This window comes from Sulfurimonas sp. HSL3-7, from assembly GCF_039645985.1.
Classification (GTDB): Bacteria; Campylobacterota; Campylobacteria; order Campylobacterales; family Sulfurimonadaceae; genus Sulfonitrofixus; species Sulfonitrofixus jiaomeiensis.
Genome location: NZ_CP147919.1, coordinates 2,624,477 through 2,649,344, shown reverse-complemented (window position 1 = coordinate 2,649,344; position 24,868 = coordinate 2,624,477). Strand labels below are relative to the sequence as shown.

The window sequence follows — 24,868 nt, the reverse complement described above, 5'->3', positions numbered from 1 at the left end:
CAGTACTCTTACATTTTTGTCGGTTTTGTTGTTTGCAGTTCTGTCAGTTTTTTTTAAACGTCTTTTGATAGTTGAAATGTCACTTTTTACGATGCGGGATTTTACGATTCGTCATTTAGTGACTCTCTGTATTGTGCTGTTGGCACTTAAGTACTGCCCTGCATAACACTTTAGTGTTTTATTCTTTGCTTGCACAAGTGGTAAACCATATAAGACTTTACTCACAATCAACCTGACATTTAGTCAGCTTGATTGTGAGATATCCTGACGGAAAAAAGAAAGTGCAAAATGAACCTGCCTGAACTTTGTACTTGGTTGACTCCGCCCGTTGCCGGATCTTCGTCCGGTCAACTTAATACATCTTACTAAAATACAGACCCTCCACTAGGCTGGGCCTCATTGTACGGAAAATCAAACTTTCAACACTGTTCAAAATGTCATGTAGGTTGCTACTATTTTGCGTCAGAAGATTAATTCCGGCAGAAGTGACGGAATGCCACCGGTTGACAGGTGAAAGTAATGACAGTAACTTCTGGCCGAAGGGTATTATCCTTTTCTTTTTTGGTTACTTTTTCTTTTGGATAAGCAAAAGAAAAAAGTGACACCCCTATTATCAAAAAGCATTCAAAAGAAGATAATAGGTTTTGAGTCTTGTTGTGTAAGTGTCAGGAGTAACAAACTTCATCGCCTTCTCTTTCTTTTTTTACGCCGCAAAAAAAAGAAACAAAAAAAGCTCTCGAAACGGCTTCGAGGTCGGTGGCTACCGACTACCTTCCTTCCACTCGTTCACTCCCTAGAAATGCATGGGTCACTACGTTCAATGCATTTTCTTAACGGTCGCTCTCTCCTTACAGTCAGCTCTGCAGATTTTTCGAAAAAGAGCCAAACGGTGACGCATCTATTGAGACTAAAAGCTGACGCTTTTACAAATCGGCTGCGCCTTCTTGTGTCGAACTTTCAACTTTCAAGACGATTCAAATTTCATGGAAGGTTATGTTCCATGTGCGTCAGAACATTAATTCCGGCAGAAGTGACGGAATGCCACCGGGAGAAAGGTCAAAGTCGTGACAGTGACTTTTGGCCGGAGGGTATAGCTCTTCTTCTTTTTCGTTAGGTTTTCTTCTTGAGCTAGCAAGAAGAAAAAGTGACAATTCTACTATCAAAAAATATTCAAAATATAAAAATATTAAAACCGAAGAATCCCCCTGATTAAAGGCGTTAAAAGCACTTTTAGATGGATATAAAAACCATCGGGAACCCCAATTCGAACAGTTCTTGCATTACGTCTGGCAACAAGGAGCCGCCATGGAAATAGAACTCAGCAAACACGAACACAAACCCCTGCAGGTCAACCCCATCAAACATTCCCAGCCGATGGGCGCGGCGCTCGCCTTCATGGGCATACGCAACTGCATGCCGCTGATGCACGCTTCGCAGGGATGCGCTTCGTATACCAAGGTCTTTTACACCCGCCACTTCAACGAACCTATCGCCATGTACAACACCTCCGTCAGCGACATCACGGCGGTGCTCGACGGCGGGGACTACTCTATCCTGATGGCCATCGAGAACATCACCAAGAAGAACAAGAGCCTCAAACCCGAACTGATCGGGCTGCACACGACCGGGCTGACCGAGACCAAGGGCGACGACGTCCGCGGGGTGGGGATGCACATCGAGATCCCCTACTGCTACGTTAACACCCCCGATTACGAGGGGGGCATGCAGAGCGGCTGGGCGCTGGCGGTCAAGGCGCTCATCGAGCAGCACACCGAAGAGACGACGGAAATCAAACCCAACAAACTGCTTATCCTGCCGCACGTGAGCATGCAGCCGGTCGAGGTCGAGAAGATCAAAGAGCTGTGCGCGGGGTTCGGTTTCGAGACCTACGCGCTGCCCGACCTCTCGACCTCGCTCGACGGTTACCTGAGCGAAGGACAGGGCAAACTGGGCACGGGGGCGATCGGGATCGAAGAGATCAGGGAGCTGGGCAACTGCGCTACCGCGGTGACCATAGGTGCTTCGATGGAACCCGCCTCAAAAGCGCTGCTGCAAAAGAACCCGGCCATTACCCATCTGCACTTTGACCACCTGATGGGGCAGGAGAACAACGACAATTTTGTCGCAGCCCTGATGGAAATACGACAAATCGAACCGGCGCCTTTGGTGAAACGGTGGCGGGGCAGGCTGCAGGACGCTATGCTCGACAGCCACTTCCTCATCGGATCGTCGCACTTTGTGGTGACGGGCGAGCCGGACATGTGCATCGGCATCTGTGAACTGCTGCAGAGTGTCGGCGGCACCGTCGATGCCGTGGTGGCGACGAACTACAGCCCTGTTTTGGAGAAGATCGAGGCGGCCAACGTCTTCGTCGGCGATCTCGAAGATGCGGCAGAGCACTTTAAAACGGCCGACCTGGTCATCAGCAATTTCCATGCGGAACGGTTATTGCATATGCAGGAGAAACATACGGCACTCATTCTTCGGGGATTCCCGAATTATGAAGAGCTGGGCAACCAGCTGAAAAACGACCAGCTCTATGAGGGGAGTACCTACTTCCTCTTTGAGGTGGCGAATGCGCTCCGTCCTATCAAACACGGGGCGTAGGCGAAGACGCAGCGGCGTAAAGGCCGACAAAATTCAATAAGGGGTAAACATTATGGGTGAATCAACAAAGATTACGGTCGAGAGTACAGGTTCGATAGAAAATGCGATGAAAGTGGCGTTTGCAACCAAAGACATGGAGACCATAAACGCCCACTTCGGCGGGGCAAAAGAGTTTGTCGTCTACAACCTCGGCAGGGAGGGGTTTGAGCTTAGCAATGTGGTGAAGACCGACACTTCGAAGCTCAACGGCGACGACAAGACGGATTTCAAAGTCAAGGCGCTCAAGGGGGTCAACATCATGTATTGCGAATCCATCGGCGGTACGGCGGCGGCGAAGGTGATCCGTGCCGGGATCAACCCGATGAAGGTGCCGGAACCGAGAAAGATCGAAGCGGTCCTGAACGAGCTGGTGGCGATGGTCAACGGCAACCCGCCGCCGTGGGTCAAGCGCATTATGAACATCGAAACGACGGAAGATCCCCGTCTGGCACGCTGGGCCGCAGAGTAGCATTGCCCGGTCCCGTCAGCACGTTACAGGACGGGATCCAACGGCGTGCGGCTTGCTGCACGCGGACATGACGCAAGGGGATTTTCTTGGAAAAACCCGGCGTCATCGTAGCGGATGGGGCTTTGCTCCATTCGTGTAAAAACAGATAAAAGGAATTTATATGAGCGATGTACTCGAAGCCAATGCATTTACCGAGGAGTTGATCCGTCAACTCAGAGCGACCGATCAGTTCGGAAACTGGTCCAAGATGAGCGATGAAGAGCTGCTGACAAAGAAGTTCGTCAAGACGAAAGAGGATCTCAAAAAGATCCCGATCATTGCCGATATAGATGAGATGCTCATCGGGGAGATCAAGATGATCTTCAAGGCGATCGCCCTGCAGTTCGAACGCGAAACAGGGGTGATGTGCAACGTTGTCATGGAGATGAGCCACGAAGGGTTCGGACGCTGTATCGTCATAGCCGGCCGTATCGTTCTCGTCGACAAGTATTTCAAAGATGCGCACCGTTTCGGTTTCCGCACCCTTGAAAAACTGTACGAAGAGGGGCAGAAATACCTTGACAAATCGTATGAGGTGTACGAGCAGTACAAACCGTGCAAAGATGCAAACAACTAAAACAGAGGAGATGTGAATGGCGAGTGTAGGAATATTTGTAGGCAGCAGCGGCGGCGTAACCCAGGAAGCGGCAGAGAAGCTTGAGGAGCTTTTTGACGGTGCGGAACTGATCAACATGGAAGAAGATTATGATGACCTTGACCAGTTTGACGAGTTTGATGTCCTGCTGATCGGTTCATCGACCTGGGGGCAGGGCGACCCGCAGCGTGACTGGGTCGATCCCCTCTACGAGATGGAGAACGAGGAGCCTGACTTCAGCGGCAAGAAGGTCGCTTTTTTCGGTGCCGGCGACCAGAAGACGCACGGCGAGCACTTTGTCAGCGCTCTGGGGAAGATGGAAGAGATCTTTCACAAATGCGGCGCGAAGACCGGGTTCGGACACTGGCCGACGGACGGGTATGAGTACGACTACTCCTATGCGGAGAAGGCGGGCCGCTTCTGCGGTCTTCCGATCGATGACATCAACCAGGAGGAGCTGACGGAGGAACGCATCACGTCATGGGCTGCCCAGGTCAAAGGCGAGATGGGGCTTTAACGCCCGCTTTAGGCGCCCAGGGCGTGCAGCCGGAAACCGGCTGGAAAGCGTAGGATAAACTACGACAAATTTGTAGTATTTCGTGCGTTTTACACCGTTTTGAGCAACAATCTCAAGAGTGGGAATTGCACAGTATAAGATAACTGATCATTTAGAAGGAAAGATCATGAGCAGACTGGAAGAATTTAAAACATTAACGGATACGGAAGAGTTTTTTGACTTTTTTGACCTCGACTACGATGAGCGGCTGGTCTACGTCAAACGCTTCCACATCATGAAGAAATACGGCGAGATGGTGGAGAAAGCAGAGGGCAACGACTTCGGCAGCGATGAGAAGCTGCTGGACTATTACAAGTTCGCCCTCATCACCGTCTATAAAAACTTTGAAAACGGGTATTCACCGTCGGCAGCCGAGGTGTGGGACACCTTTGACAAGCCGAGTGCCTGCAGTACCTGTTCCACGTCAACCGAATGTAGCGATGTAGAGGAGGTCAGCAATGGAGTTCACGCATGCACAAGCCAGCCAGATATCAGCTTCAACTAAAGACGAGATCCTACCGGTCTTTCGTATAGGACAGCGCGTCCGCATCACGAAGCCGGTACGCAATGACGGCTCCAACCCCTTTAACGAACCGAATGAGATATTGGTGCCGGCGGGCGCCGAAGGGTATGTCAAACATATCGGCGACTGGCTTCAGGTGATCCGTATCTATGAAGTCCATTTTATTGAAGAGGGTGACACGTACGGCTGCCGCGAAGCCGAACTTGTAGCGATAGACGATGTCGACGGCTACGACGAAGTTGAAGAAGAACTGCGGTGGATACGTGAGCATCGGGCCAAGAAAGCTGCAAAAAAGGCTGCAGAAGAAGCGGCCAAGCAATCTCATAAAGAAGGAGAATAACCGACTTTTTGGGTATTGATAAGCGGTAGATCATCGTCATAAGTGGTCTGTCGTGGAAAAACGAAGGAGAAAAAATGGTAAATGTTATTTTTTGCGGTTTTGGTGACGGCATGGATAAACGTGTTATCGCACGCGGAGGCGATGTGCTGTTACGTGTTGCGGAGAGCAACGGTGTCAAGATCCCGACAGACTGCAAAGATGGTACCTGCGGCAGTTGCGCGGTCAAGGTCGAAGACCTGAGTGTAACCGAGGCAATGTCCTCTATCGAGGAAGACTATGATGCCAATGCACAGTCTGTCTACATGGAAGACAAAGAGCTTGACACCCTAGTCGAGATGGCTGCGATCACGAAAAAAGAGGCGGAAGTTGCTCAGCAGTTCAACCGTCAGACACCGGTTCGCCTGGCATGCCAATGTATCATCAAAAGTGATATGCTGGTTAAACCGTTCGAATAAAAAACAAGGAATAGATGATGACAACACGCGTAGAGATAGTAAATGACTTTTTGGCGATCAACGTCAAGCCCGGAAAAACAATCCAGGACATTGTTGAAGCTTCGGGGAGTGCCCTTCCTTTCGGCTGCCGTGACGGCGAATGCGGTACCTGTATCGTAAGTATCGAATCGGGAATGGAGTTTTTAAGCGACGTAACCGAAAAAGAGAAAGCGGTTATGAAGATGCTGAACGAGACCAGCCCGAAAGCGCGTCTCTCGTGTCAGATGAAGATCGTACAGCCCAACGGACTCGTCCGTCTCAAGTACTAGAAAATCTGCCCCTCCCGGGGCACAACCTGTCAACTCTCTTACAAAACCACTGTCCCAACTTTCTGGAACAAAATATGCAGCTGTATAAAAAAGAATCTATAAACATGTAGTATTAAGGCAATTTATAGCTTATAATCTAGAAAGAAGATAAAACAATGAAACAGAATTTTAACCTTAAACAGAAACAATTACCACGACTCTCCATGCAGACCTGGCTTCCGTTGCTGCAGTGTTCGCTCAGCGACCTGGACAAGCACCTTCAGGTCGCTACCAGCGAGAACCCCTGCCTGGAGGTGGACTCCGGGTTTGAAATCTCGGAGAGCTCCAGCGACTCTTCCCACCGCGCCTACCTGGAGTACCAGAACCACGTCTCTAACGCTTCGAGCGACGAGATCGAATGGATGAGCGTTTCCAGCCAGTCGCTCTATGAAAAACTCGATGACCAGATCACAGCGCCTCTTTTCCCGACGCCGATCTCCCAAAAGATCGCCCGTCAGATCATCTTCTATATCAATGACGAAGGGTATTTTGAAGGCGATATCGACGAGATCGCGGAGCAGTGCGGCACGGATCCCTACAAGGTCGAGCAGGTACGCCAGCGTTTTGCCTACCTGGAACCTTCGGGTGTCGGGGCGGTGGACTACAAGGAGTCCTTCCTGTTCCAGCTGAACGACTATGAGCTTGACGACGAGCTGAGTATCCTGCTCAGTGCGGTGATCGTGCAGTTCGACCATATCGAGAAGTTCGTGGATCATCCGAGGATGCACGATGCCAAAGAGGTCCTTCAGCGCTTCAGGAACCCGCCGGCGATGGAGTATATGAGCAATGACGAGCAGTTGCTGCCCGACGTTTTCGTCGAGTTCAAGAAAGACGAACTGTCCATACGCATCAACCACGCGTTCTATCCGGATCTGACGGTGAACCAGATAGACAAGTACGACAACTTCGCCAAGCAGAAATTCAAAGAGGCGCGCGAACTGGTAAAACTGCTCGACCTTCGCAAGGCGACCCTCTACAATGTCGCTTTGGTTCTGATAGAAAAACAGTACGCCTTTTTCATGGGAGGTGAGCTCAAGCCTTTGCGCCTGCAGGATGTGGCCGATGAGCTGGGCTTCAACGAATCGACGATCTCCCGTGCCATCAGCGACAAGTACCTCGAATGCGAACGCGGCATCTTCGCTTTTAAGGATTTCTTCTCCAACGCGATCGGCAATGTGTCGACTTCCGAGATAAAACATTTCCTGCAACGGCTTGTTACGAGCGAAGACAAGCAGAAACCTTTCAGCGACAAGATCCTGCATGAGAAGATCGAGGAGCGTTTCGGTGTCCAGATGGTCCGCCGCTCCATCGCCAAATACCGCCAGGAGCTCGATATCCCCTCTTTCAAAGAGCGTAAATTCCTCTATAAGCTCGAGATGCTGTAGGCGAATCATCGTCATCAGACATTTTTGTAGCTGCTTGCAGCAGGATCGTCTACCCCAACTCTTTCTTTTTTCACAATTTTGTTACGCCTCATTGTATTGAACGACAGACTCTCAATACAGTTCAAAATGTCATAGAAATTTGTATGCCATGTGCGTTATGGCATTGATTCCGGCAGAAGTGACGGAATGGCACCGATTGAAAGTTTAAAGTTTCAGCAGAGACTTTTGGCTGGAGGGTATCGTATTCTCTTTTTTTCCTCAAGGTTTTTTCTCTGTACGAGCAGAGAAAAAAAGTTGAATTCTAACGATATGAAGTAATTAAAAAGTACAAGAAAAAGGTAAATCCAAATATAGAAGACCTGGTCAAAAGTGTTCAAGTTTATACTTCAAAGACTACACTCTTACTTTTTTGCGATTCGCCATTTAGTGCCTCTCTGCATTGCGCTGTTGGCGCTGATACGCCGCAAAAAAAGTAAGCAAAAAAGCTCTCGAAACGGCTTTACCCGAGGGCATTTCCTTTGGTCACGGCCCGACAGGCTGTCGACTACCTTCCTTCCACTCTCTTTTTCACTAAAAATCCCTAACTCGCTTACGCTCAGACAGCGTGATTTTCTTAACGAGAAAAAGAGAGTTTCAGTCAGCTCTGCAGATTTTTCGAAAAGAGCCAAGCGGTGACGCATCTATTTGAGATTAAAAGCTGACACTTTTACAATTCGGCTACGCCTTATTGCACGGAATATCAGATTTTCTACATAATTTAAAATGTCAAAGAAGTTGATGATGTGATGCGTCCGGAGATTAATTCCGGCAGAAGTGACGGAATGCCATTGGTTGACAGGTGAAAGTCTTGGCAGTGAATTTTGGCCGAAGGGTATTACACTTTCTTTTTTCCGCTAGGTTTTTCTTTGTGTAGGCAAAGAAAAAAGTAGCATCACTACTATCAAAAAACATTCAAAAAAGTTGCATATTTCAGAAGCATTGTGATGAAAGTGCAGAAACAAACAACTTTTGTCTCATATCTCTTAGATATGAGAACACTACTACAATGTGATTGAAAGAGGGGGACAGGGAGATTCCCTGCCGGATGAGGATTAGCTCGCGGGGGTGTCGATGGCGGTATAGTAGCTGTCGTGAAAGATCTTCTTGCTTTTGCTGCTTTGCGTCAGCGCAGCCTCGTTCGTCTCTCCGGTACGGATGCGTTCGACTTCGAGCACCGGGGTGACCCACATCTTGCCCGAACCGTGCCCGGTGTCCTGTGCATTGGAGCGGATGGCCTCTTTGGCGATCTCTTTGTAGATATCATTAGAGATAATGATGTCGATGCGCACTTTCTCGTCGAGGTCGATATCGCCGTTCTCTTCGATAAAGCCGATGCCCCCTTTGCCGATGACACTGCTGACGGTGACCCCCTCTATTTCTCGTTCAAAAAGCTCCTGCAACACATCCTTCAGACAGCTTCGGTTAAAAATCGCGGTGAGTTGATACATCTTTCATCCTTTATGAGGGCTGCGGCCCCTTTATTATGATAAAAGTATGCATAAGGCGTTCTACTTTATGAAACAAAAAGACGATTTTGTCGTTCTTGACGTGTTGCAACAAAAATGTGGCGCTTTTTGGGAAAAGAGCAAGAACGGCAATTGCATTATCAGCTAAAAGTACTATATTGGAGAGTGACATTATGGCAAGAGATGATTTAATCGGCGGAGCGCTCTGGGAAGAGTATTCGCAAGAGGTACAGAGAAGAATGGACGCGCCTATGCACATGGGCGAGATCACTGAAGAAGAGGCGGGTGATAACAAACTTATCATCGCCGACTTCGGTGCAGAGAGCTGCGGGGATGCGGTGCGTCTCTACTGGCTGATCGATCCTAAAAGCGATGTGATCAAAAAGAGCAAGTTCAAAAGCTTCGGCTGCGGTACGGCGATCGCCTCATCGGATATGATGGCAGAGCTCTGCATGGACAAAACGGTCGAAGAGGCACTCAAGATCACCAACATCGACGTCGAAAAGGCTCTGCGGGACAACGAAGATGTGCCGGCGGTACCGGGTCAGAAGATGCACTGTTCGGTTATGGCGTACGATGTCATCAAAAAAGCGGCCTCTATGTATATGGGTGTCGATATGGAGAGCCTCGAATCGGAATTCATCATCTGTGAATGTGCCCGTGTCTCGCAGGACACGTTAAAAGAGGTCATCAAGCTCAACAAGCTGAGCACCATCGAAGAGATCACCGACTACACCAAAGCGGGCGGTTTCTGTAAATCGTGCATCAAGCCGGGCGGCCACGAAGCGAAAGATGTCTACCTGGTCGATCTGTTGGCCGAAGTGGCCGAAGCGCTGGAAGCGGAAGAGAAGTCGCGCAAGATCATCGAAGCCAAGGGCGACGGTACCTTTGACTCCATGGGTCTCGTTCAGAAGATCAAAGCGGTGGAATCCATCCTGGAAGAGTATATCCGTCCGACGCTCAAAGCCGACGGCGGTGACGTCGAGTTGATCGATATCAAAGAGACGGATGGCATCTTCGAGGTGCTCATCAAGTACCAGGGCGAATGTATGAGCTGTTCGATGAACACGACGACGACCCTTGCCGGTATCGAAGATATGTTGAAATTCAAACTCAAGGCGCCGATCAAGGTGATCGTAACCTAATGAAAGAGTATGCGACGAAAGAGGGAACCTTCAGCTACCTGAAACAGTTCCCGAAATACAGCAGGGATTTCTACCGTTTCGACGGCGATGTCTTTGTCTCATCATTAGGGCTGGGTACTTTTCGCAAAGAGCCTTACCGCGAAGAGAACTACATCGTAAACTATAAAGACGCTGTCAAAACGGCCGTACTCAACGGCATCAATCTAATCGATACCGCCATAAACTACCGCTATCAGACAAGCGAACGCGAGATCGGCGAAGCGCTGAAGGAACTTTTTTCCGAAGGCAGTGCCGTCCGCGAGCAGCTTGTCGTCACTTCGAAAGCGGGGTTCCTGCCCCTGGATTTCCCTTTCCCGGAAAACCCCTACCAATGGATAGAAGATCATGTCCTGACTCCGGGGCTTGCGACAAAAGAGGAGGTCATCGTCGACCAGCACTGTATCACCCCGGCCTATCTGCGCTGGAGCGTCGAACAGTCGCTCAAAAACCTCCAGCTTGAGACGATAGACGTCTTTTTTCTGCACAACCCCGAAATGCAGCTGGGCTACGTGGAGTACAAGACCCTGAAAAAGCGGATCAAAAAAGCGTTTGAACTCTTTGAAAAACTGGTCGAAGAGGGGAAGATCCGTCACTACGGCATCGCCAGCTGGAACGGCTTTCTGTACGACGAGAGCCATACGGAGTACCTGAGTCTGAAAGACATGGTCGCCATTGCCGAAGAGGTAGGCGGCAAAGGGCACCATTTCAAGTATATTCAGTCGCCGTACAACATCGCCAAGACGGAGGCCCGCAGCTACAGCAATCAAAAAGGGCCGGACGGCCGCTATTACACCCTGATGCAGGCGGCGCACGGCTACGGTCTGAAAATGATGGGGTCGTCATCGCTGCTGCAGACCAACATCTTTAAAAGCAGGTTTGATCCCAAAGTCGGAGAGTTGCTGGGGACAAGCGATTTGAACGACCTTGCGAGCGCCCTGCAGTTCGCGCGTATGGGCCACGTCGTGAGTGCCCTTTTCGGAGCAGTCGACCCGCAGCACGTCGAAGACAACCTGATGCTGGCCTATCTGCCGAATTCGAAACCTGATAATGTAGCAAAGCTGTTCGGGACCAATGATGCTGTATGACGTCATCGTCGTCGGCAGCGGCATCTCCGGGCTCTATGCGGCGCTCTATGCCAAAAAGGCGGGGTTCAACGTTGCTGTCCTGACCAAAAGCAACCCCTTCCGTTCCAATTCGGCGGTCGCTTCGGGGGGTATCAATGCGGTCATCAATATGGCCGAGTATGACTCTGTCGCACGCCATATCAGTGATACGGTCGGCGGTTCCGACGGTCTTTCCCATCGTCAGAACATCGAGAAGATGTGTCTGGAAGCGCCGAATATCGTCGCTGAACTGCGGAAGATGGGGGTCGGTTTTGACGAAGATGCCGAGGGCAATCTGCAGCAGCGTCCTTTCGGCGGTGCCAGTGCGAACCGTACCTGTTATATCGCCGACCGTACGGGGGCATCTATTGTGCAGACGCTTCTGATGGAATGCCGCAATGCCGGGGTACATATTCTTTCGAACCACATGTTCCTTAATATTGCCCAGTATGATGGGAAGCTATCCGGCGTGACGGTGCTGCGCCGGCGCGACACGCAGGTGATTGCTCTTGCCTGCAAGGCACTGGTCCTCGCCGGGGGTGGGTATGCCGGCATATTCCGCGGGCACAGCACGAACTCTCAGGAGAGTTCGGGTGACGTTGTTGCGGCGGCCCTGCGTGCGGGGATGCGGCTGAGCAATATGGAGTTTGTGCAGTTCCATCCGACCACCCTTGCGGGTACCGGCGCCCTGATCAGCGAGGCGGCGCGTGGGGAGGGGGCCTACCTGGTCGATGAGATGGGCAAACGTTTTACCGACGAGCTTCAGACCCGGGACAAGCTCTCCCGCGAGATCACCTCGCATATATTGAGAGGGCACAAGGTCTACCTCGATTTCCGTCATCTCGACGTCAAGACGATTGAGGAGAAACTTCCTTCCGCGCAAAAGATGGCACTGAACGCTGCCGGGGTAGACATCACAAAAGAGCTGCTGGAGATCACGCCATCGGCCCACTACTCCATCGGCGGCATCTGGACCAGAGAAGACACCTCGACCGATATCCCCTACATCTTCGCCTGCGGCGAATGTGCGGTGACCGGGGTGCACGGTGCCAACCGTCTCGGAGGAAACTCCCTGCTTGAGGGAGCCTATTTCGGGCGTCTTGCCGGCAGGGAAGCGGGCCGGGTGGCAGGCAAGCGAGATTTCCAGCCTATCGATTATGCCGACGTCGACCGTGAGATGCGTCGCGTCGAACTGATCATAGAGGGCGAAAGCCTCTTCAACATCAACGCGATGCGCAAAAATCTGGGGGAGTCGCTCTTTCGCAATGCGGGTGTCTACCGCAGCGAAGGCTCCCTCTCGACGGCGCTGGAATACATTCACTACCTGATGAAACGCAACTACGGCCTTCACTGCGTCAACAAGGAGCGTCATAACAATGTGGAGCTTCCCTCCATACTGGAGTTTCAGAATGCACTCTACATCGCCGAAGCGATGGTCGTGGCCGCGATGCAGCGCAAGGAGAGCAGGGGGGTCCATTTCCGCGAAGACTACCCGACGCGCGACGATAAGCTTTTTGATTCGGCGTCATATATCGAGCAGCTGCGGCACAACTACATGAAAGTGACCTTCGAAAACGCTTCGCCGATCAACATATGGCATAACGTCAAAAAAGCGTTGGGCATGGTATAGCGATGCGGTTGCGGCAAGTTTCAGCGCTACAGCGGCTTCGGGTTTCTTTAGCGTGTTCTGCCCCGAAAGGGGGGCAAGCTTCAGTGCCACAGCGGCCAGCGAAGCTAAAGGGGCTCTGCTCCTTTAGCGTGTTCTGCCCCGAAAGGGGCAAGCTTCAGTGCCACAGCGGCCAGCGAAGCTAAAGGGGCTCTGCTCCTTTAGCGTGTTCTGCCCCGAAAGGGGCAAGCTTCAGTGCCACAGCGGCCAGCGAAGCTAAAGGGGCTCTGCTCCTTTAGCGTGTTCTGCCCCGAAAGGGGCAAGCTTCAGTGCCACAGCGGCCAGCGAAGCTAAAGGGGCTCTGCTCCTTTAGCGTGTTCTGCCCCGAAAGGGGCAAGCTTCAGTGCCACAGCGGCCAGCGAAGCTAAAGGGGCTCTGCTCCTTTAGCGTGTTCTGCCCCGAAAGGGGCAAGCTTCAGTGCCACAGCGGCCAGCGAAGCTAAAGGGGCTCTGCTCCTTTAGCGTGTAAATAAATAAAAAAGGATAAACAATGGCAAAAGTAATGTTACGCGTGAATGACGAGGGTAAGACCCTTTTTTACATCGCAAAGAGAGATATGGAAGAGATCATTTCGGATCTTGAGTTCGACACGGATGAAAAGTGGGGCGGCAATGTGACCCTGACCAACGGAGATGTCTGGTTTATCGCCCCCGGTGCGAAGAAGCTTCCAAACGAGGTCAATGCGAAGATCATCAGCCGCGGTGACGACTAAAGGCCCTGCAGACCCGGATCCCATGCTCTGAAGCTGATGCCCGCGAATCGATACAAGATCCGTGTTCAACGCCGCTTCTTTATCGTTTTCATGATCTATACATAATCGAAATCCGGGTGTAAAACGGCGTGAAGTGAGAGCGGAAAATTGCTGTATTTTAGCGTCTTTACGGCTTTTAACTGTTTAGTTGTCGCAGAGGGCTTTCAATTAAAAGCACGCTCTGTTTTTAGCTCTGAACTGTGCTGCGGTCTAAACATGCAGCGGGGGAAGATATTCACGATCGAACCGGCGCGACGGCAGTGGGTCGCTAGAGTCCGTAGAAGAGTGCGGCAGGTCTCTCGTAATAGGCGAGAGGCGCACCCAGGGTGCAGCAGTGAAAATCCGCTTTCAGGTTTGTATCCGGTTTGGTGTAGTAAAAAAGTGACATGGTCTGCTCCTCTTGTTTTTCAAAGAGTGTGCAAACGTTGTTCTAGAGTTCGATATTGTACTTTCGTATCTTGTAGCCGATCTGGCGTGCCGTCATGCCGAGCTGGGCCGCCGCTTTGGTCTGGATGCCGCGGTTGTCGATCAGCGCCTGGATGATGGACTCTTTCTCCATCTCCTTGAGGCTGGCCTTGGTCATCATCGGGGCCGGTTGTTCGGCCGCCTGCGGTGCCGCGGGCGGCGGAGTCGGTTCGGCCGCTGCCGGTGCCTGAGGTGCCGCCTGCTGCGGCATGGACATCTTCTGATAATTGAACGGTAGGACATGGTTTAGCATCTCCGGCATGATCTCCCCTTCGGGACAGATCAGGACGATGCGCTCCATGGTGTTTTGCAGCTCACGGATATTTCCCGGCCAAGGGTAGTCAAGCAGCAGCTCCAAAGCCGGTTTGGAGAGGCTCATCTGTTTGCGGTGCTCTTTCATGAACTTGCGCAGGTAGTGTTCGACGAGCAGTTTGACATCTTCATAACGTTCGCGCAGCGGCGGAAGGTTGATAGGGATGACGTTGAGACGGTAGAAAAGATCCTCGCGGAACTCCCCTTTTTTGACCATCTCTTCGAGGTTGCGGTTGGTCGCGGCGACCAGGCGGACATTGGTCTTGATGGTCTTGGTCCCGCCGACGCGTTCGAACTCCTGCTCCTGTAGGATACGCAGCAGCTTGACCTGGAGAGCCGGTGTGATATCGCCGATCTCGTCGAGAAAGAGTGTTCCGCCGTCGGCGAGCTCAAACCGCCCCTTGCGGGTCTCTTTGGCATCGGTAAAGGCCCCTTTCTCGTGTCCGAAAAGCTCGCTTTCGAGCAGGGTCTCGCTGATGGCGGCACAGTTGAGCTTGATGAAGGGGCCGTTTTTGCGCTGGCTGAGGTTGTGGACCGCCGTCGCGATCAGCTCCTTACCGGTTCCGGTCTCTCCGCGAACAAGAATGGTCGCATCGCTCGGGGCGACGGTCTCGAGCATGCTGAAGACCTGCTGCATCTTGGTGCTTCTACCGATGATGTTCTCGAACTTGTGATCGCTGAGCAGTTCGTCGCGGTAGTAGGTCTTGAGCTCGGTCAGCTCCTCCTTCTCTTTGGCGAAACGGCGCTGGGTGGCCAGTGTGCCGGCAAAGAGGGAACCGACGATGGTCAGCATGCGGACGATATCGTCGAAATTGAGCGGCGCATTGGCCCCGATGTTGGCCGAGATGACCCCGATGACGCCGTCGTCCTGAAGCAGGGGTACCGCGATGTAGGAGACTGAGGTGGTGTTGATACTGCCCATTTTGTTCAGGTAGTTGATGTTGTTGTGGATATTCTCAATCACCACCGGTTCGGCGCTCTGCGCGGCGAGGCCCGTCGCCCCTTCCCCCAGTTTATAGACAGCCATCATCCGCTGCTGCTGGGAGAGGTCGATGGAAGCGAAAAGCTCCAGTGCGGTTTTGTCGTCGTTTAGAATGAAGAGGGCGCAGCGGTCAAGGTAACCGTGGCGTTTCAGCAGGCGCATCCCCTGTTCGATTGTCCCCTCGATGTCTGTCGTACTGGCCAGTTCCACTGCGATCTCATAAAGGAGTTCGATCTCTTTATAGGCAAAGGTGAGCGAGCAGGTTTGACACTCCGGATTGTCGGGAATATTGATTCTATTCATCATGCGGTCTCCCATTAATATCCTGAAAGTATATACCTGTGTGGTATATTTTGGCGCTGGAAAGTGTATAAAAAATAGCCAATATCACCCACACTGTCAGGTACGGTTTATGCATATCGGTATGTAAATATTATGATAACGAGGTAATTATGCAGATAACAGTACACGGAACGCCGACGCCCCTGTTGGGCAAAGAGGTGAAGATAGGTTCGGAGGCTCCGGCAGCACGTATTACAAAACTTGACGGTACAAAAAACGTGATCGGCATGATCGCGCCGACGACACAACTGTTGATCGCGATACCGTCGCTCAAGACAGAGGTCTGTTCCCTCGGGGCGAAAAAGTTTAATGATCTGGTCAAAAAGTATAAGAAACTTTCGACGGTGATGATCACGACGGACGATATCGACTTTGTCAAAGAGTACGCTGCGACCGAGGGAATTGACGGTGCGGAGTTGGTGGTGGATACGGACCGTAACTTTGCCAAAAAATACGGTCTTCTTATATCGGAAGGCAAACTCAAAGACAGGCTTGCCCGTGCGGTCTACGTTATCGACCGTGACGGTCTGGTAGCGTACAAAGAGCTGGTACCGGAGGTTGTTGATGAAGTCGATTACGAGGCGTGTATCGAGGTGGTTGACAAGCTTATCAGTGAAAAGAAGACTGGCCACACCCACGAAGAGTGGATGTCTGTTTAATAAGGAGTCTCTTATGGTTGACAGATCCAACAGTTGGTTGAAAGAGCGCGGTTTCGCGGTCGACGATATCGAATCGCGCGGTTTTAACGGCAATACCCCATTGCTGCAGGCGGCACTCGAGGGCGACGAAAAGATGGTTGCCCTCTTCATTGCCGCCGGCGTCGATCTCTATGCGGTCAACAACGATTACAATGGGGTACTGTTCAACGCCTGCTATGCGGACAACCCTGCTATTATCAGGATGCTTGTCGAGGCGGGCGCCGACATTGACGATGTCAATGAAGAGGGGGAGACGGCTCTGATGTATGCGGTCTCAGCCTCTAAGCTCAACAGCGTGAAAATGCTGATCGCCCTCGGTGCGAACAAAAGCCTAGAGAACGTCGACGGCTTCTCTGCCATCGATTATGCGGTCAACCGTACTGTCTTCAGACAGCTGCGGCATGCATGAGGCCTACGACGCCACGGCGCTGACGCCTATGCGGGTAGCACGCCTCAGCGGCTACATCGACTGGGCGTCCCAGCCCTCCGTTTTTAAACACTATCCCGAGTTTCTCTTCCGTTATCCTTTCGGTACCAATCCGGCGTTGCGCAGGGCGGAACTATCGCGCATGGTCACCTTTGAGGGTGTTGTCGGCAGCAAGCCTTATCTCCGGCTCAACACCCCCTCTGCCGGGAATCTCCATCCCGTTGAGCTCTATGTCCAGATTCGCGGTGTCAAAGGGGTTCTGAGCGGTATCTATCATGTCGATGCCGGTGCTAACGCCATGGTACTGATACGCGAGATCGAACGCGACGGTCTGGAACCGGCGCTCGGTATGCAGAAGAGGTTTGAGGGGATGCTCTTTGTCGTCAGTGTTGTCCCGTTTCGTTCGGAGTGGAAATACGGCGACCGGGCACTGCGTTACTGCTATATGGATGCCGGGCACCAGGTGGGTGCCGTCTGTGCCTCGGCAGCCGTCGGCGGACACACCGCGACAATATTGTCGGGTTTCGACGCCGATTGTCTTAACCGCACGATGGGGTTCGGCGGGCAGGAGTTTGCTGCCGCGGCGGTCGCGATCGGCCAAGAGACGGAGCGGGACGCCGAAGCGATGAAGGGGGGACTGATGGAGGTCGCCCCGACGGATTATTGCGATACGAAAGGGACGATAGCGCTGCAGATAGCAGAGGAACCTCCCTTTGCGAGCCGCAGTGACATCACGATGCCGGTCGTTGATGAAACGAGCATCATAAAGCGGCGTTCGGCCCGCCTTTTCTCACCGGAACCACTTGAAACAGCGCAGTTTGAACACTTTATGCATTGTCTGATGCAACCGCCAAAGCCGCTGGAGAGTTTCGCCGTCGTGCTGCAAAGCAAGAGCCTTAATAAAGGGGTCTACAAAGAGGGCGAATTGCTCAAAGAGGGCGATTTCGCCGATCGTGCGGCGGCACTGCTGGTCGATCAGCGTTTTGTCAAAGATGGCGCGGTCATCATGGTGTTTACGGCCGAAACCTTCGGCTCGGGCGAATTGATCTCTGCGGGGCTGTTCGCGCAGCGCCTCTATCTCGAGGCCGCCGCCATGGATGCCGGTTTTACCGGGATAGGGGCTTTTTACGACAAGAAGCTGCAGACCTTCCTGGGTACGCAGCAGGCTATTGTCTATGTGGGTGTATTAGGAGTCGAAAGAACATAAGGAGTTGTTTTCGTGAATGTTAAAATGAAAAAAGATGAGAATAAAGAGGCCCTGAAAATATTGAATATCTACCGTTTTTTTCAGAAAGACGGTAACCTTTATCTGGGTGATGATGTGGAGAGTCTCGACACGCTGTTCGATGCGGTGGTCGATGCGATCAACAATTGCGGTACGCTTAAGGCAGAACTGCCCTATAACGAGTTTGTCCGTCCGAGCCGGAAGGTCCTCGAGGGTGATGCCGGCTGGGTAGGCCATTTCGAAGAGCGGGACAACCGGAGGTTTTTCCTGAGCGATATTCATGACTACCTCCGTCTGATGTACGGGCGGAGAAGCTGATTCGTTACGACACTTGTGACGAACTATAAACTTTTACACAAAACAAGAGTACCGTTCCCGAAGGGATGTTTCTCTGAAAATTCTGAGTCGTAAAACTGATAACACTACTATCAAAAAACATTCAAAAGAAGTTGGTAACTTAGATATATTGTGACGACGATGTCAAAAGTCATGAGCTTTATCGACCATACTTTTTCTTTTTTTTTCCGCAAAAAAAGAAACAAAAAAGCTCTCGAAAAGGCTTTACCTGAGGGCATTTCCTTTGGTCACGGCCCGACAGGCTACCGGGTACCTTCCTTACACTCTCTTTTTCACTAAAAATCCCTAACTCGCTACGCTCAGACAAAGTGATTTTCTTAACGTGAAAAAGAGAGTTCCAGTCAGTTCTGCAGATTTTTCGAAAAAGAGCCAGGGGGTGACGCATCTATTTGAGACTAAAAGCTTACGCTTTTACAATTCGGCTACGCCTCATTGCACGTAACATCAGATTTTCTACACAATATAGAATGTCAGAGAAGTTGATGTTGTGATGCGTCAGAGCATTAATTCCGGCAGAAGTGACATAACCTCTATTCAAAAACATTCAAAAGAAGTTGGGCTAACAAAAGAATAAAACACTAAAGTGTAATGCAGGGCGGTACTTAAGTGCCAACAGCACAATACAGAGAGTCACCAAAATGAGTATAACGCTCAGCTTGCTGACATTTCTGTGAAAACAAGGGTACCGCTCGCATAGCGATGTTTCTCCGAAAATGACGAATCGTAAAAAGTGACATAACCTCTATTCAAAAACATTCAAAAAAAGTTGAACAGTCAAAATTACAAGTGAGCAAGGACTCTTTATCATCAAATATCGTAAAAATCATCCCCACAAGCATAAAAAACTGCTAATAGAACAAAAAATGCATTCATATCTGCATAACGAGGATGTCTTTAATGGTTACGGTTTTTTTAAAAAATGACAACATCAAGGTCAAAGTTCCTCTTGGGACAACCATGCGTCAGGTGGCACTGAAGTCCGGCGCAGCGATGGAGTTCGGATGCCGGGTCGGTGACTGCGGAACCTGCATCGCCCATGTGACATCGGGGATGGACAAATTGAATACGAAAAGCGATAAAGAGCTGCATATACTCGGGATTCTCGGCGGCAATGTCAGAGAGCTGCGCCTTATGTGCCAATGCGAAGTACGCTGCGAAGAGGGCGAGATCGAGATCTCGTACGGGCTATGAAGATAGGGGCTATTACGGAGATCGCACCCAGCGTCCATTTTATCGGGGCCTTCGATCCGAGGATCCGGACCTTTGATATCATCATGAAAACGGCCAACGGCAGCTCCTACAACGCCTATCTGGTCCGCGGCAGCGAAGGCGTCGCCGTGATGGATACCGTCAAAAAAGAGTTCTCCGAGGTGTTCTTCAAGCGGCTTGAACTGCTCTGCGACTATGAGGAGATCAAGTATATCGTGCTGCACCACCTCGAGCCGGACCATTCCGGCGCGCTGCTGGAGCTGATGGAACGCGCGCCGGAAGCGAAACTCATCATTTCGGGACGCGCGGTGATGATGCTCAAGGGTCTGATCAAAAAAGAGATCCCCTTTGAAGTGGCCAATACAGGCAGAACCATCTCGCTGGGTGACAGGACCATCGAGTTTTTAAGTACCCCGTTTTTACACTGGCCCGACACCATGAGCTCCTACCTGCACGAAGAGAAGATCCTGTTCAGCGGGGATGTCTTCGGCAGCCACTATTATGATGAGCGTCTTTTTGATGACAAGGTGGGCGATTTCAGCTACGCCTTCAAATACTATTACGACCATATCATGCGCCCTTTCAAGCAGTATGTCCTGCAGGCACTCAAGCTCTACCAGCAGTTTGATATTGCGACTATTGCACCGCTGCACGGCCCTGTTTTACGTACCAATCCGGAGTTCTACATCAATGAATATGCCCAGTGGAGCAGTGAAGCCAAGTTCAGAAAACATGAGTTCGGCAAAAAGATGCTCTCGGTCTTTTACATGTCCAGCTATGAGAATACCCACATGATGGCCGAGAAGATCATGGAGGGGGCGGACTCCATTGAGGGGATCGTCCCGAGCATGTATGATCTTGCCTCCCTGGACGAACAGAACATGATCGACCTGCTCGAAGAGTCCGACGCCGTCATGGTCGGCTCGCCCACCATCAACGGCGATGCGGTCAAACCGGCCTGGGACCTGCTTGCCTGTATGGCCTATCTTGAGAGCAGCGGCAAGGTGGGGGCGACATTCGGCTCCTACGGCTGGACAGGAGAGGCGCCGGAGATGCTGCATGACCGGATGCGCTGGCTGAAGTTCAGGCTGCCGGTCGAACCGTTGAAGATCAAACTGATCCCGACGGAGGAGGAGCTTAAAGCGTGTTATGCCTTCGGCGTGGAAGTCGCCGAGATCACAATGGGAAAAATGGTGGAGATGGAACTATGAAAAGAGAACATGAAATAATGTATGAAGATGTCAGGATGCTGCTTGCTTCGCATGCGGTCAACGGTTTTGCAGCGGTCGTACTGGCTCCGCTGGTGGCGCGCACCTCGCTTGAGATGAACCATCTCTACGAAGACCTCGGCTTTAAGAGCCGCACAGAGATGGGCCGTTTCATGAAGCGGAACTTTCCGGTTCTGGCGATGGAGAAACCGAAAGAAAAGCTCTGGAAGAAATACCTCTACGACTGTATCGGCGCTGTCGCGCCTGCCTGCGCAACCTGCGACGACCAGGCCACCTGTTTTAAATGCATCATGCAGGAGTTAAGCGCATGAGTCCGGCAGCCGCCGGCACAATACCATACCGGAGTTTTATGCTATGACCACACCCTCTATCTCGACAACCGAGCTCTACACTTATCTCGATACGCTGATCGACAGCGACACGCCTGTTTTTATCCACGGAAGTCCGGGTATCGGGAAATCGTACATCGTGGCGGATATCGCCGAAAAGAACAACCTGGAGCTGGTCGATGTCCGCCTTTCGCAGATGGACCCGGTCGATCTGCGCGGGGTCCCGTCCATCAAAGGTGAGCAGACCGTCTGGATGCCGCCGGTCTTTTTTCCGAAAGATCCCAACTCATCCGGGATACTCTTTCTCGATGAACTTAACTCGGCGCCCCCTTCCGTTCAGGCGGCCATCTACCAGCTGGTACTGAACCGGAAGATGGGGGAGTATGAGCTGCCGAAAAACTGGCGTATCCTCTGTGCCGGTAACCGTGTCAGCGACCGGGGCGTCGTCTTCAGGCTGCCGACCCCGCTGGCGAACCGTATGGTCCACCTGCATGTGCAGGCCCGTTTCGAGGACTTCAAGCTCTTTGCCATCAAAAGCGATCTGCATCCCTTTATCATCGGTTTTCTAGGGTTCAGGCCGGACCTTCTTTCGACCGAGCCGGTCGTCGAAGATGACGCCAATCCGGCTTTTGCGACGCCGAGAAGTTACCATATGCTCTCGAACATCCTTAAAAAGAGCCGCGACATCAACAAGATTGCCCCGATCATCTACGGTACGATCGGCTACAGTGCCGGTATCGAGTTCACTTCCTACGTCAAGGTCTATGAGGAGCTGCCGGATGTGGCGGCGATCTACGAAGGAAACTACCCGGTTATCGACAAGCAGCCGGCGCTTCTTTACGCGCTTGTCTCGGCACTGGTCGAGTATTTTAACGGTTCGGAGCTCCATAAAGAGCACCTCTTCGCCTTCAGCGAGACTCTGCCGACGGAGTTTGGTGTGATGCTTGTCAAAGATGTCATCGTCAAGGACGAATCGCTGGCAACGCACAGTGCGTTTGACGGCTGGCTGGAGAAGTATGGCGACTACATTATCTAACCGTCTCGAAAAGGTACGGGTCCAGTTCCTCTTTGATCATCCTTTTCTGAGCGTTCTCGCCCTCTCGCTGCCGATGCATTTTCAGGCAAACCCGCATGAGGCGTTCGAGACCGACGGTACGGCGATCTATGTAGATGAGACCATGGCCGCGACGCTCAATGAAGCCCATCTAAAATACAGTTACGCCCACATCCTGCTGCATATCCTGCTTAAGCACCCCTTCCGCATGGCCGGCCGCGACCGCAAGGTGTGGAACCGCAGCAGCGATATTGTTATCAACCTGCTGCTGAGCGATTTTGAACGCGTCGGCGAGCGTCCCGAAGAGGAGGTCATGCTCGAGAAGTTCCGGGACAAAAGTGTTGAAGAGGTCTACAATACGCTCTACCAGGAGAATAAGGAGGGCGAGGGGACCCCTGACGAGGAGAACCCGAAAGAGCAGAAACAGGACATCATCGAAAACGAGGGGGATACCGAAGCGGCACAGGAAGAGCTCGATACGCTGATCGTCCAGGCCCTGGGCGCGGCACAAAAACAGGGCAATGTTCCTGCCTCTTTTCTGGAGGTGATCCGCGAGGTGACCCGTCCTAAGATCGATCTTGAGACCCTGCTCCACACCTACCTCTCCGAGAGCTTTTTTGACAAGGTAAGCGACTTTTCTAACCCCAACCGCCGCTTCATACACCAGGGGCTCTACCTGCCCGGGTATAAACGCGAGCGGAACCGTCTCGATCTCTACATCGCACTGGACCGTTCCATGAGTATCAGCCCCGATGTCTTCTCCAAGTTCCTGGGCATCATAGACGGCGTACTGCGCATGAGCGGTGATTTCAGTGTCTGTGTCGTCCCTTTTGACGACAGGGTGGATGAGAGTGCCGTCGTGCGTTACGATGCCCAGGCCGCCAAGCCGCCGAAGATCGCATTCGCGAAAGGTAACGGCGGCACGGAGTTTGCGGCGGTCGATGCCTACCTGAGAGAGAAGAACACGCAGGAGAGTACCTTGATGGTGCTGAGCGACGGTTTTTTCAAGATCGATGGCCCGTGTGCGATGGAGACCCTCTTTCTGATCAGCGAAAAGAAAAACATGAAAAGGTTGGAAAGCTATGGAAACGTCTTTTACTTTGACCTATAAAGAGGAGATCGAAGCGCTGCAGGAGAAAGAAGAGGGCAATTTCGAAGCAAAAGGCGATGCACTCTACATGCATCATGAGGACGACGAAGCCCGTCTGGAGTGGGCATTTTACCGCCCATCGGGTTCACATCCCGACCAGGTATGCGACAAAAATGTCATGGTTGCCATCATGGCCTTTAACCATTCCCGTCTGGGTGCGCTGGAGCGTTTTACCCTGGTCAATGAAGAGGTGGTCAACAACGACAGGCTGCGCGTCAAGATACGTAACCGTAGCCGCATGCTGTTCCGTGCCATGGTCGATGACGATTTTAAAGAGCTTGTGGCGGTACTGGAGCTTTATCCCGTCTTTTTGGACCTTGCCTGCGATCAGATGATCAACGGGCGTATCTGGAACGAGACCTTTGCCGATCCCGTCGCGGCGTCGAAGTTTTTGGCGATTGTCGGCGAAGGGGCCGATGCCAAACTGCTCGAAGGGCTTGCACGCCGTCTGCAGCCTGTCAAGAACCTCAGTGTCGATGAGGCCAAGGCCTATCTGCAACAGCTGACCGATCAGGCACAGAACTTGCATTTATATGTAAAAGCACATTTTGTCAAGGCGTTTGAAAAATGGATGGAACGCACGAGTTTGCATCCGCTGCAGAAGATCGTCTGGCAGAAACAGATTAATGAACTCAAGGAGACAACATGAGTGTCACGCCGGCTATTATAAAAAGCGTTATGAAAGGTATCTACAACCTTTGCGACGAAGACAACTACAATGTCTATGATGCCTATGATCTTGCCGAATACCTCGGGCTTGAAATTTCGGTGATAGACGCAACGATAGAGACCCTTTCCGATGCGGGGTGCATCAGCGAGTGTATGAACCTCCATGATGACGGTATTCAGACCTACTGCCTGACAGACAAGGCGATCGATATGGTGGAGCTGGGATGAAGATCGTCATCTTCTACGAAAAACCGGGCTGCGCGACCAATGCAAAACAGAAAAAAAGTCTGCGCGACGCCGGCTGTATGGTGATAGAACGCAACCTGCTTGAGCACGGTCTGACGATGAATGAGCTCCATGCTTTTTTGCAGGAGAAGCCGCATACCCAGTGGTTTAATCAAAGCGCCCCCGATATCAAGAACGGCGTGATCGAACCGGCTCTGATGAGCCCGGCTGCCGCACTGCAGACGCTTATGCGAGATCCCATTCTTATTAAAAGACCTCTGATGGTTGTCGGCGGTAAAAAACTGTGCGGATTTGAACAGAAAAAGATCGAGGCACTGATAGAAAGGCCGTTGGATCAGAAAATCACGACCGCTTGTTCCGCCGAGCATACTCCCTGCGAAAGTATCAAATTCAAATTGTAAAGAAGGAGACAACATGAAAGCATTGATAAATTACTACAGAAGAAAGATCAACTTTATGGCGTTGATCTATGTCGTATTAATCGCTATTGCAGTTTACATGAAACAACAGTGACAGAAAAAAAGCACAACTAATATAGCTGAACTTCGCAGAAGAGTTGAAAAAAAGGTGTTTGTTTTTTATAAATGATATCTGCTGTTTAGGGCATACAT

Annotated in this window: 27 protein-coding genes; 25 read left to right on the top strand and 2 right to left on the bottom strand. The window is 51.6% G+C overall.

Annotation, left to right across the window (positions count from 1 at the left end; all coding sequences use genetic code 11):
* The first annotated feature begins 1,305 nt into the window (after positions 1 to 1,305).
* The 9 genes from nifN to rpoN all read left to right on the top strand — a co-directional run bounded on the left by nifN (position 1,306) and on the right by rpoN (position 7,355).
* Complete coding sequence (gene nifN, locus WCY20_RS13115; RefSeq protein WP_345975776.1) at positions 1,306 to 2,607, top strand: nitrogenase iron-molybdenum cofactor biosynthesis protein NifN; 1,302 nt, start codon at positions 1,306 to 1,308, stop codon at positions 2,605 to 2,607.
* Between the two features lie 52 nt (positions 2,608 to 2,659).
* Positions 2,660 to 3,115, top strand: coding sequence for a nitrogen fixation protein NifX (gene nifX / locus WCY20_RS13110; protein WP_345975774.1), 456 nt, complete (start codon positions 2,660 to 2,662; stop codon positions 3,113 to 3,115).
* 160 nt (positions 3,116 to 3,275) lie between these two features.
* Entirely contained in the window at positions 3,276 to 3,731 is a 456-nt protein-coding gene (locus WCY20_RS13105) for a NifX-associated nitrogen fixation protein (protein WP_345975772.1), read from the top strand.
* A gap of 16 nt (positions 3,732 to 3,747) precedes the next feature.
* Positions 3,748 to 4,266, top strand: a complete 519-nt coding sequence (locus tag WCY20_RS13100; RefSeq protein WP_345975770.1) for a flavodoxin — start codon at positions 3,748 to 3,750, stop codon at positions 4,264 to 4,266.
* A gap of 166 nt (positions 4,267 to 4,432) precedes the next feature.
* Complete coding sequence (locus WCY20_RS13095; RefSeq protein WP_345975769.1) at positions 4,433 to 4,810, top strand: nitrogenase-stabilizing/protective protein NifW; 378 nt, start codon at positions 4,433 to 4,435, stop codon at positions 4,808 to 4,810.
* Positions 4,764 to 5,168, top strand: a complete 405-nt coding sequence (locus WCY20_RS13090) for a nitrogen fixation protein NifZ (RefSeq protein ID WP_345975768.1) — start codon at positions 4,764 to 4,766, stop codon at positions 5,166 to 5,168. The genes WCY20_RS13095 and WCY20_RS13090 overlap by 47 nt, the downstream gene beginning before the upstream one ends.
* A gap of 74 nt (positions 5,169 to 5,242) precedes the next feature.
* Positions 5,243 to 5,623, top strand: a complete 381-nt coding sequence (locus tag WCY20_RS13085) for a 2Fe-2S iron-sulfur cluster binding domain-containing protein (protein WP_345975767.1) — start codon at positions 5,243 to 5,245, stop codon at positions 5,621 to 5,623.
* Between the two features lie 14 nt (positions 5,624 to 5,637).
* Positions 5,638 to 5,931, top strand: a complete 294-nt coding sequence (locus WCY20_RS13080) for a 2Fe-2S iron-sulfur cluster binding domain-containing protein (protein ID WP_345975765.1) — start codon at positions 5,638 to 5,640, stop codon at positions 5,929 to 5,931.
* A 155-nt stretch (positions 5,932 to 6,086) separates the two neighbouring features.
* Entirely contained in the window at positions 6,087 to 7,355 is a 1,269-nt protein-coding gene (gene rpoN / locus WCY20_RS13075) for an RNA polymerase factor sigma-54 (protein ID WP_345975764.1), read from the top strand.
* Positions 7,356 to 8,446: 1,091 nt separating this feature from the next.
* On the opposite strand, the gene WCY20_RS13070 is transcribed toward rpoN, so the two are convergent.
* A complete protein-coding gene (locus WCY20_RS13070; RefSeq protein ID WP_345975762.1) occupies positions 8,447 to 8,842 on the bottom strand; it encodes a P-II family nitrogen regulator in 396 nt (131 codons plus the stop codon).
* Positions 8,843 to 9,033: 191 nt separating this feature from the next.
* On the opposite strand from WCY20_RS13070, the gene WCY20_RS13065 reads away from it, so the two are divergent.
* The 4 genes from WCY20_RS13065 (at position 9,034) to nifT (ending at position 13,524) form a co-directional block, all read left to right on the top strand.
* Positions 9,034 to 10,005 carry an iron-sulfur cluster assembly scaffold protein gene (locus tag WCY20_RS13065; protein ID WP_345975760.1) on the top strand — a complete coding sequence of 324 codons (972 nt, stop codon included), beginning with the start codon at positions 9,034 to 9,036 and terminating at the stop codon, positions 10,003 to 10,005.
* Positions 10,005 to 11,129, top strand: a complete 1,125-nt coding sequence (locus WCY20_RS13060) for an aldo/keto reductase (protein WP_345975758.1) — start codon at positions 10,005 to 10,007, stop codon at positions 11,127 to 11,129. The genes WCY20_RS13065 and WCY20_RS13060 overlap by 1 nt, the downstream gene beginning before the upstream one ends.
* The gene (locus WCY20_RS13055; RefSeq protein ID WP_345975757.1) at positions 11,116 to 12,777 is read left to right on the top strand and encodes an FAD-dependent oxidoreductase; all 1,662 of its coding nucleotides are present in this window, start codon (positions 11,116 to 11,118) and stop codon (positions 12,775 to 12,777) included. Before WCY20_RS13060 ends, WCY20_RS13055 begins: the two co-directional genes overlap by 14 nt.
* A 525-nt stretch (positions 12,778 to 13,302) precedes the next feature.
* Positions 13,303 to 13,524, top strand: a complete 222-nt coding sequence (gene nifT, locus WCY20_RS13050) for a putative nitrogen fixation protein NifT (RefSeq protein ID WP_345975755.1) — start codon at positions 13,303 to 13,305, stop codon at positions 13,522 to 13,524.
* 469 nt (positions 13,525 to 13,993) lie between these two features.
* On the opposite strand, the gene nifA is transcribed toward nifT, so the two are convergent.
* Complete coding sequence (nifA, locus tag WCY20_RS13045; RefSeq protein ID WP_345975753.1) at positions 13,994 to 15,628, bottom strand: nif-specific transcriptional activator NifA; 1,635 nt, start codon at positions 15,626 to 15,628, stop codon at positions 13,994 to 13,996.
* A 146-nt stretch (positions 15,629 to 15,774) separates the two neighbouring features.
* On the opposite strand from nifA, the gene WCY20_RS13040 reads away from it, so the two are divergent.
* The 12 genes from WCY20_RS13040 to WCY20_RS12985 all read left to right on the top strand — a co-directional run bounded on the left by WCY20_RS13040 (position 15,775) and on the right by WCY20_RS12985 (position 24,658).
* Positions 15,775 to 16,323, top strand: a complete 549-nt coding sequence (locus WCY20_RS13040) for a redoxin family protein (RefSeq protein WP_345975752.1) — start codon at positions 15,775 to 15,777, stop codon at positions 16,321 to 16,323.
* A gap of 13 nt (positions 16,324 to 16,336) precedes the next feature.
* Positions 16,337 to 16,771 (top strand): ankyrin repeat domain-containing protein, encoded by a 435-nt coding sequence (locus tag WCY20_RS13035; protein ID WP_345975750.1) that lies wholly within the window; start codon positions 16,337 to 16,339, stop codon positions 16,769 to 16,771.
* Positions 16,764 to 17,996, top strand: a complete 1,233-nt coding sequence (locus WCY20_RS13030; RefSeq protein ID WP_345975748.1) for a nitroreductase family protein — start codon at positions 16,764 to 16,766, stop codon at positions 17,994 to 17,996. Before WCY20_RS13035 ends, WCY20_RS13030 begins: the two co-directional genes overlap by 8 nt.
* 12 nt (positions 17,997 to 18,008) lie before the next feature.
* The gene (locus tag WCY20_RS13025; RefSeq protein ID WP_345975746.1) at positions 18,009 to 18,332 is read left to right on the top strand and encodes a hypothetical protein; all 324 of its coding nucleotides are present in this window, start codon (positions 18,009 to 18,011) and stop codon (positions 18,330 to 18,332) included.
* A gap of 936 nt (positions 18,333 to 19,268) precedes the next feature.
* Positions 19,269 to 19,562 carry a 2Fe-2S iron-sulfur cluster-binding protein gene (locus WCY20_RS13020; protein ID WP_345975745.1) on the top strand — a complete coding sequence of 98 codons (294 nt, stop codon included), beginning with the start codon at positions 19,269 to 19,271 and terminating at the stop codon, positions 19,560 to 19,562.
* Positions 19,559 to 20,791 (top strand): FprA family A-type flavoprotein, encoded by a 1,233-nt coding sequence (locus WCY20_RS13015; RefSeq protein ID WP_345975744.1) that lies wholly within the window; start codon positions 19,559 to 19,561, stop codon positions 20,789 to 20,791. Before WCY20_RS13020 ends, WCY20_RS13015 begins: the two co-directional genes overlap by 4 nt.
* Positions 20,788 to 21,120: a nitrogen fixation protein NifQ gene (locus tag WCY20_RS13010; protein WP_345975743.1), complete on the top strand. Its 333-nt coding sequence runs from the start codon at positions 20,788 to 20,790 to the stop codon at positions 21,118 to 21,120. Before WCY20_RS13015 ends, WCY20_RS13010 begins: the two co-directional genes overlap by 4 nt.
* 43 nt (positions 21,121 to 21,163) lie before the next feature.
* A complete protein-coding gene (locus WCY20_RS13005) occupies positions 21,164 to 22,174 on the top strand; it encodes a MoxR family ATPase (protein ID WP_345975742.1) in 1,011 nt (336 codons plus the stop codon).
* On the top strand, positions 22,155 to 23,303 hold the full coding sequence (locus WCY20_RS13000) for a VWA-like domain-containing protein (protein ID WP_345975740.1): 1,149 nt from the start codon (positions 22,155 to 22,157) through the stop codon (positions 23,301 to 23,303). Before WCY20_RS13005 ends, WCY20_RS13000 begins: the two co-directional genes overlap by 20 nt.
* Entirely contained in the window at positions 23,275 to 23,991 is a 717-nt protein-coding gene (locus tag WCY20_RS12995; protein WP_345975738.1) for a hypothetical protein, read from the top strand. Before WCY20_RS13000 ends, WCY20_RS12995 begins: the two co-directional genes overlap by 29 nt.
* Positions 23,988 to 24,239: a MarR family winged helix-turn-helix transcriptional regulator gene (locus tag WCY20_RS12990; protein WP_345975737.1), complete on the top strand. Its 252-nt coding sequence runs from the start codon at positions 23,988 to 23,990 to the stop codon at positions 24,237 to 24,239. Before WCY20_RS12995 ends, WCY20_RS12990 begins: the two co-directional genes overlap by 4 nt.
* Positions 24,236 to 24,658, top strand: coding sequence for an ArsC/Spx/MgsR family protein (locus WCY20_RS12985; RefSeq protein ID WP_345975735.1), 423 nt, complete (start codon positions 24,236 to 24,238; stop codon positions 24,656 to 24,658). Before WCY20_RS12990 ends, WCY20_RS12985 begins: the two co-directional genes overlap by 4 nt.
* Positions 24,659 to 24,868: the final 210 nt, after the last annotated feature.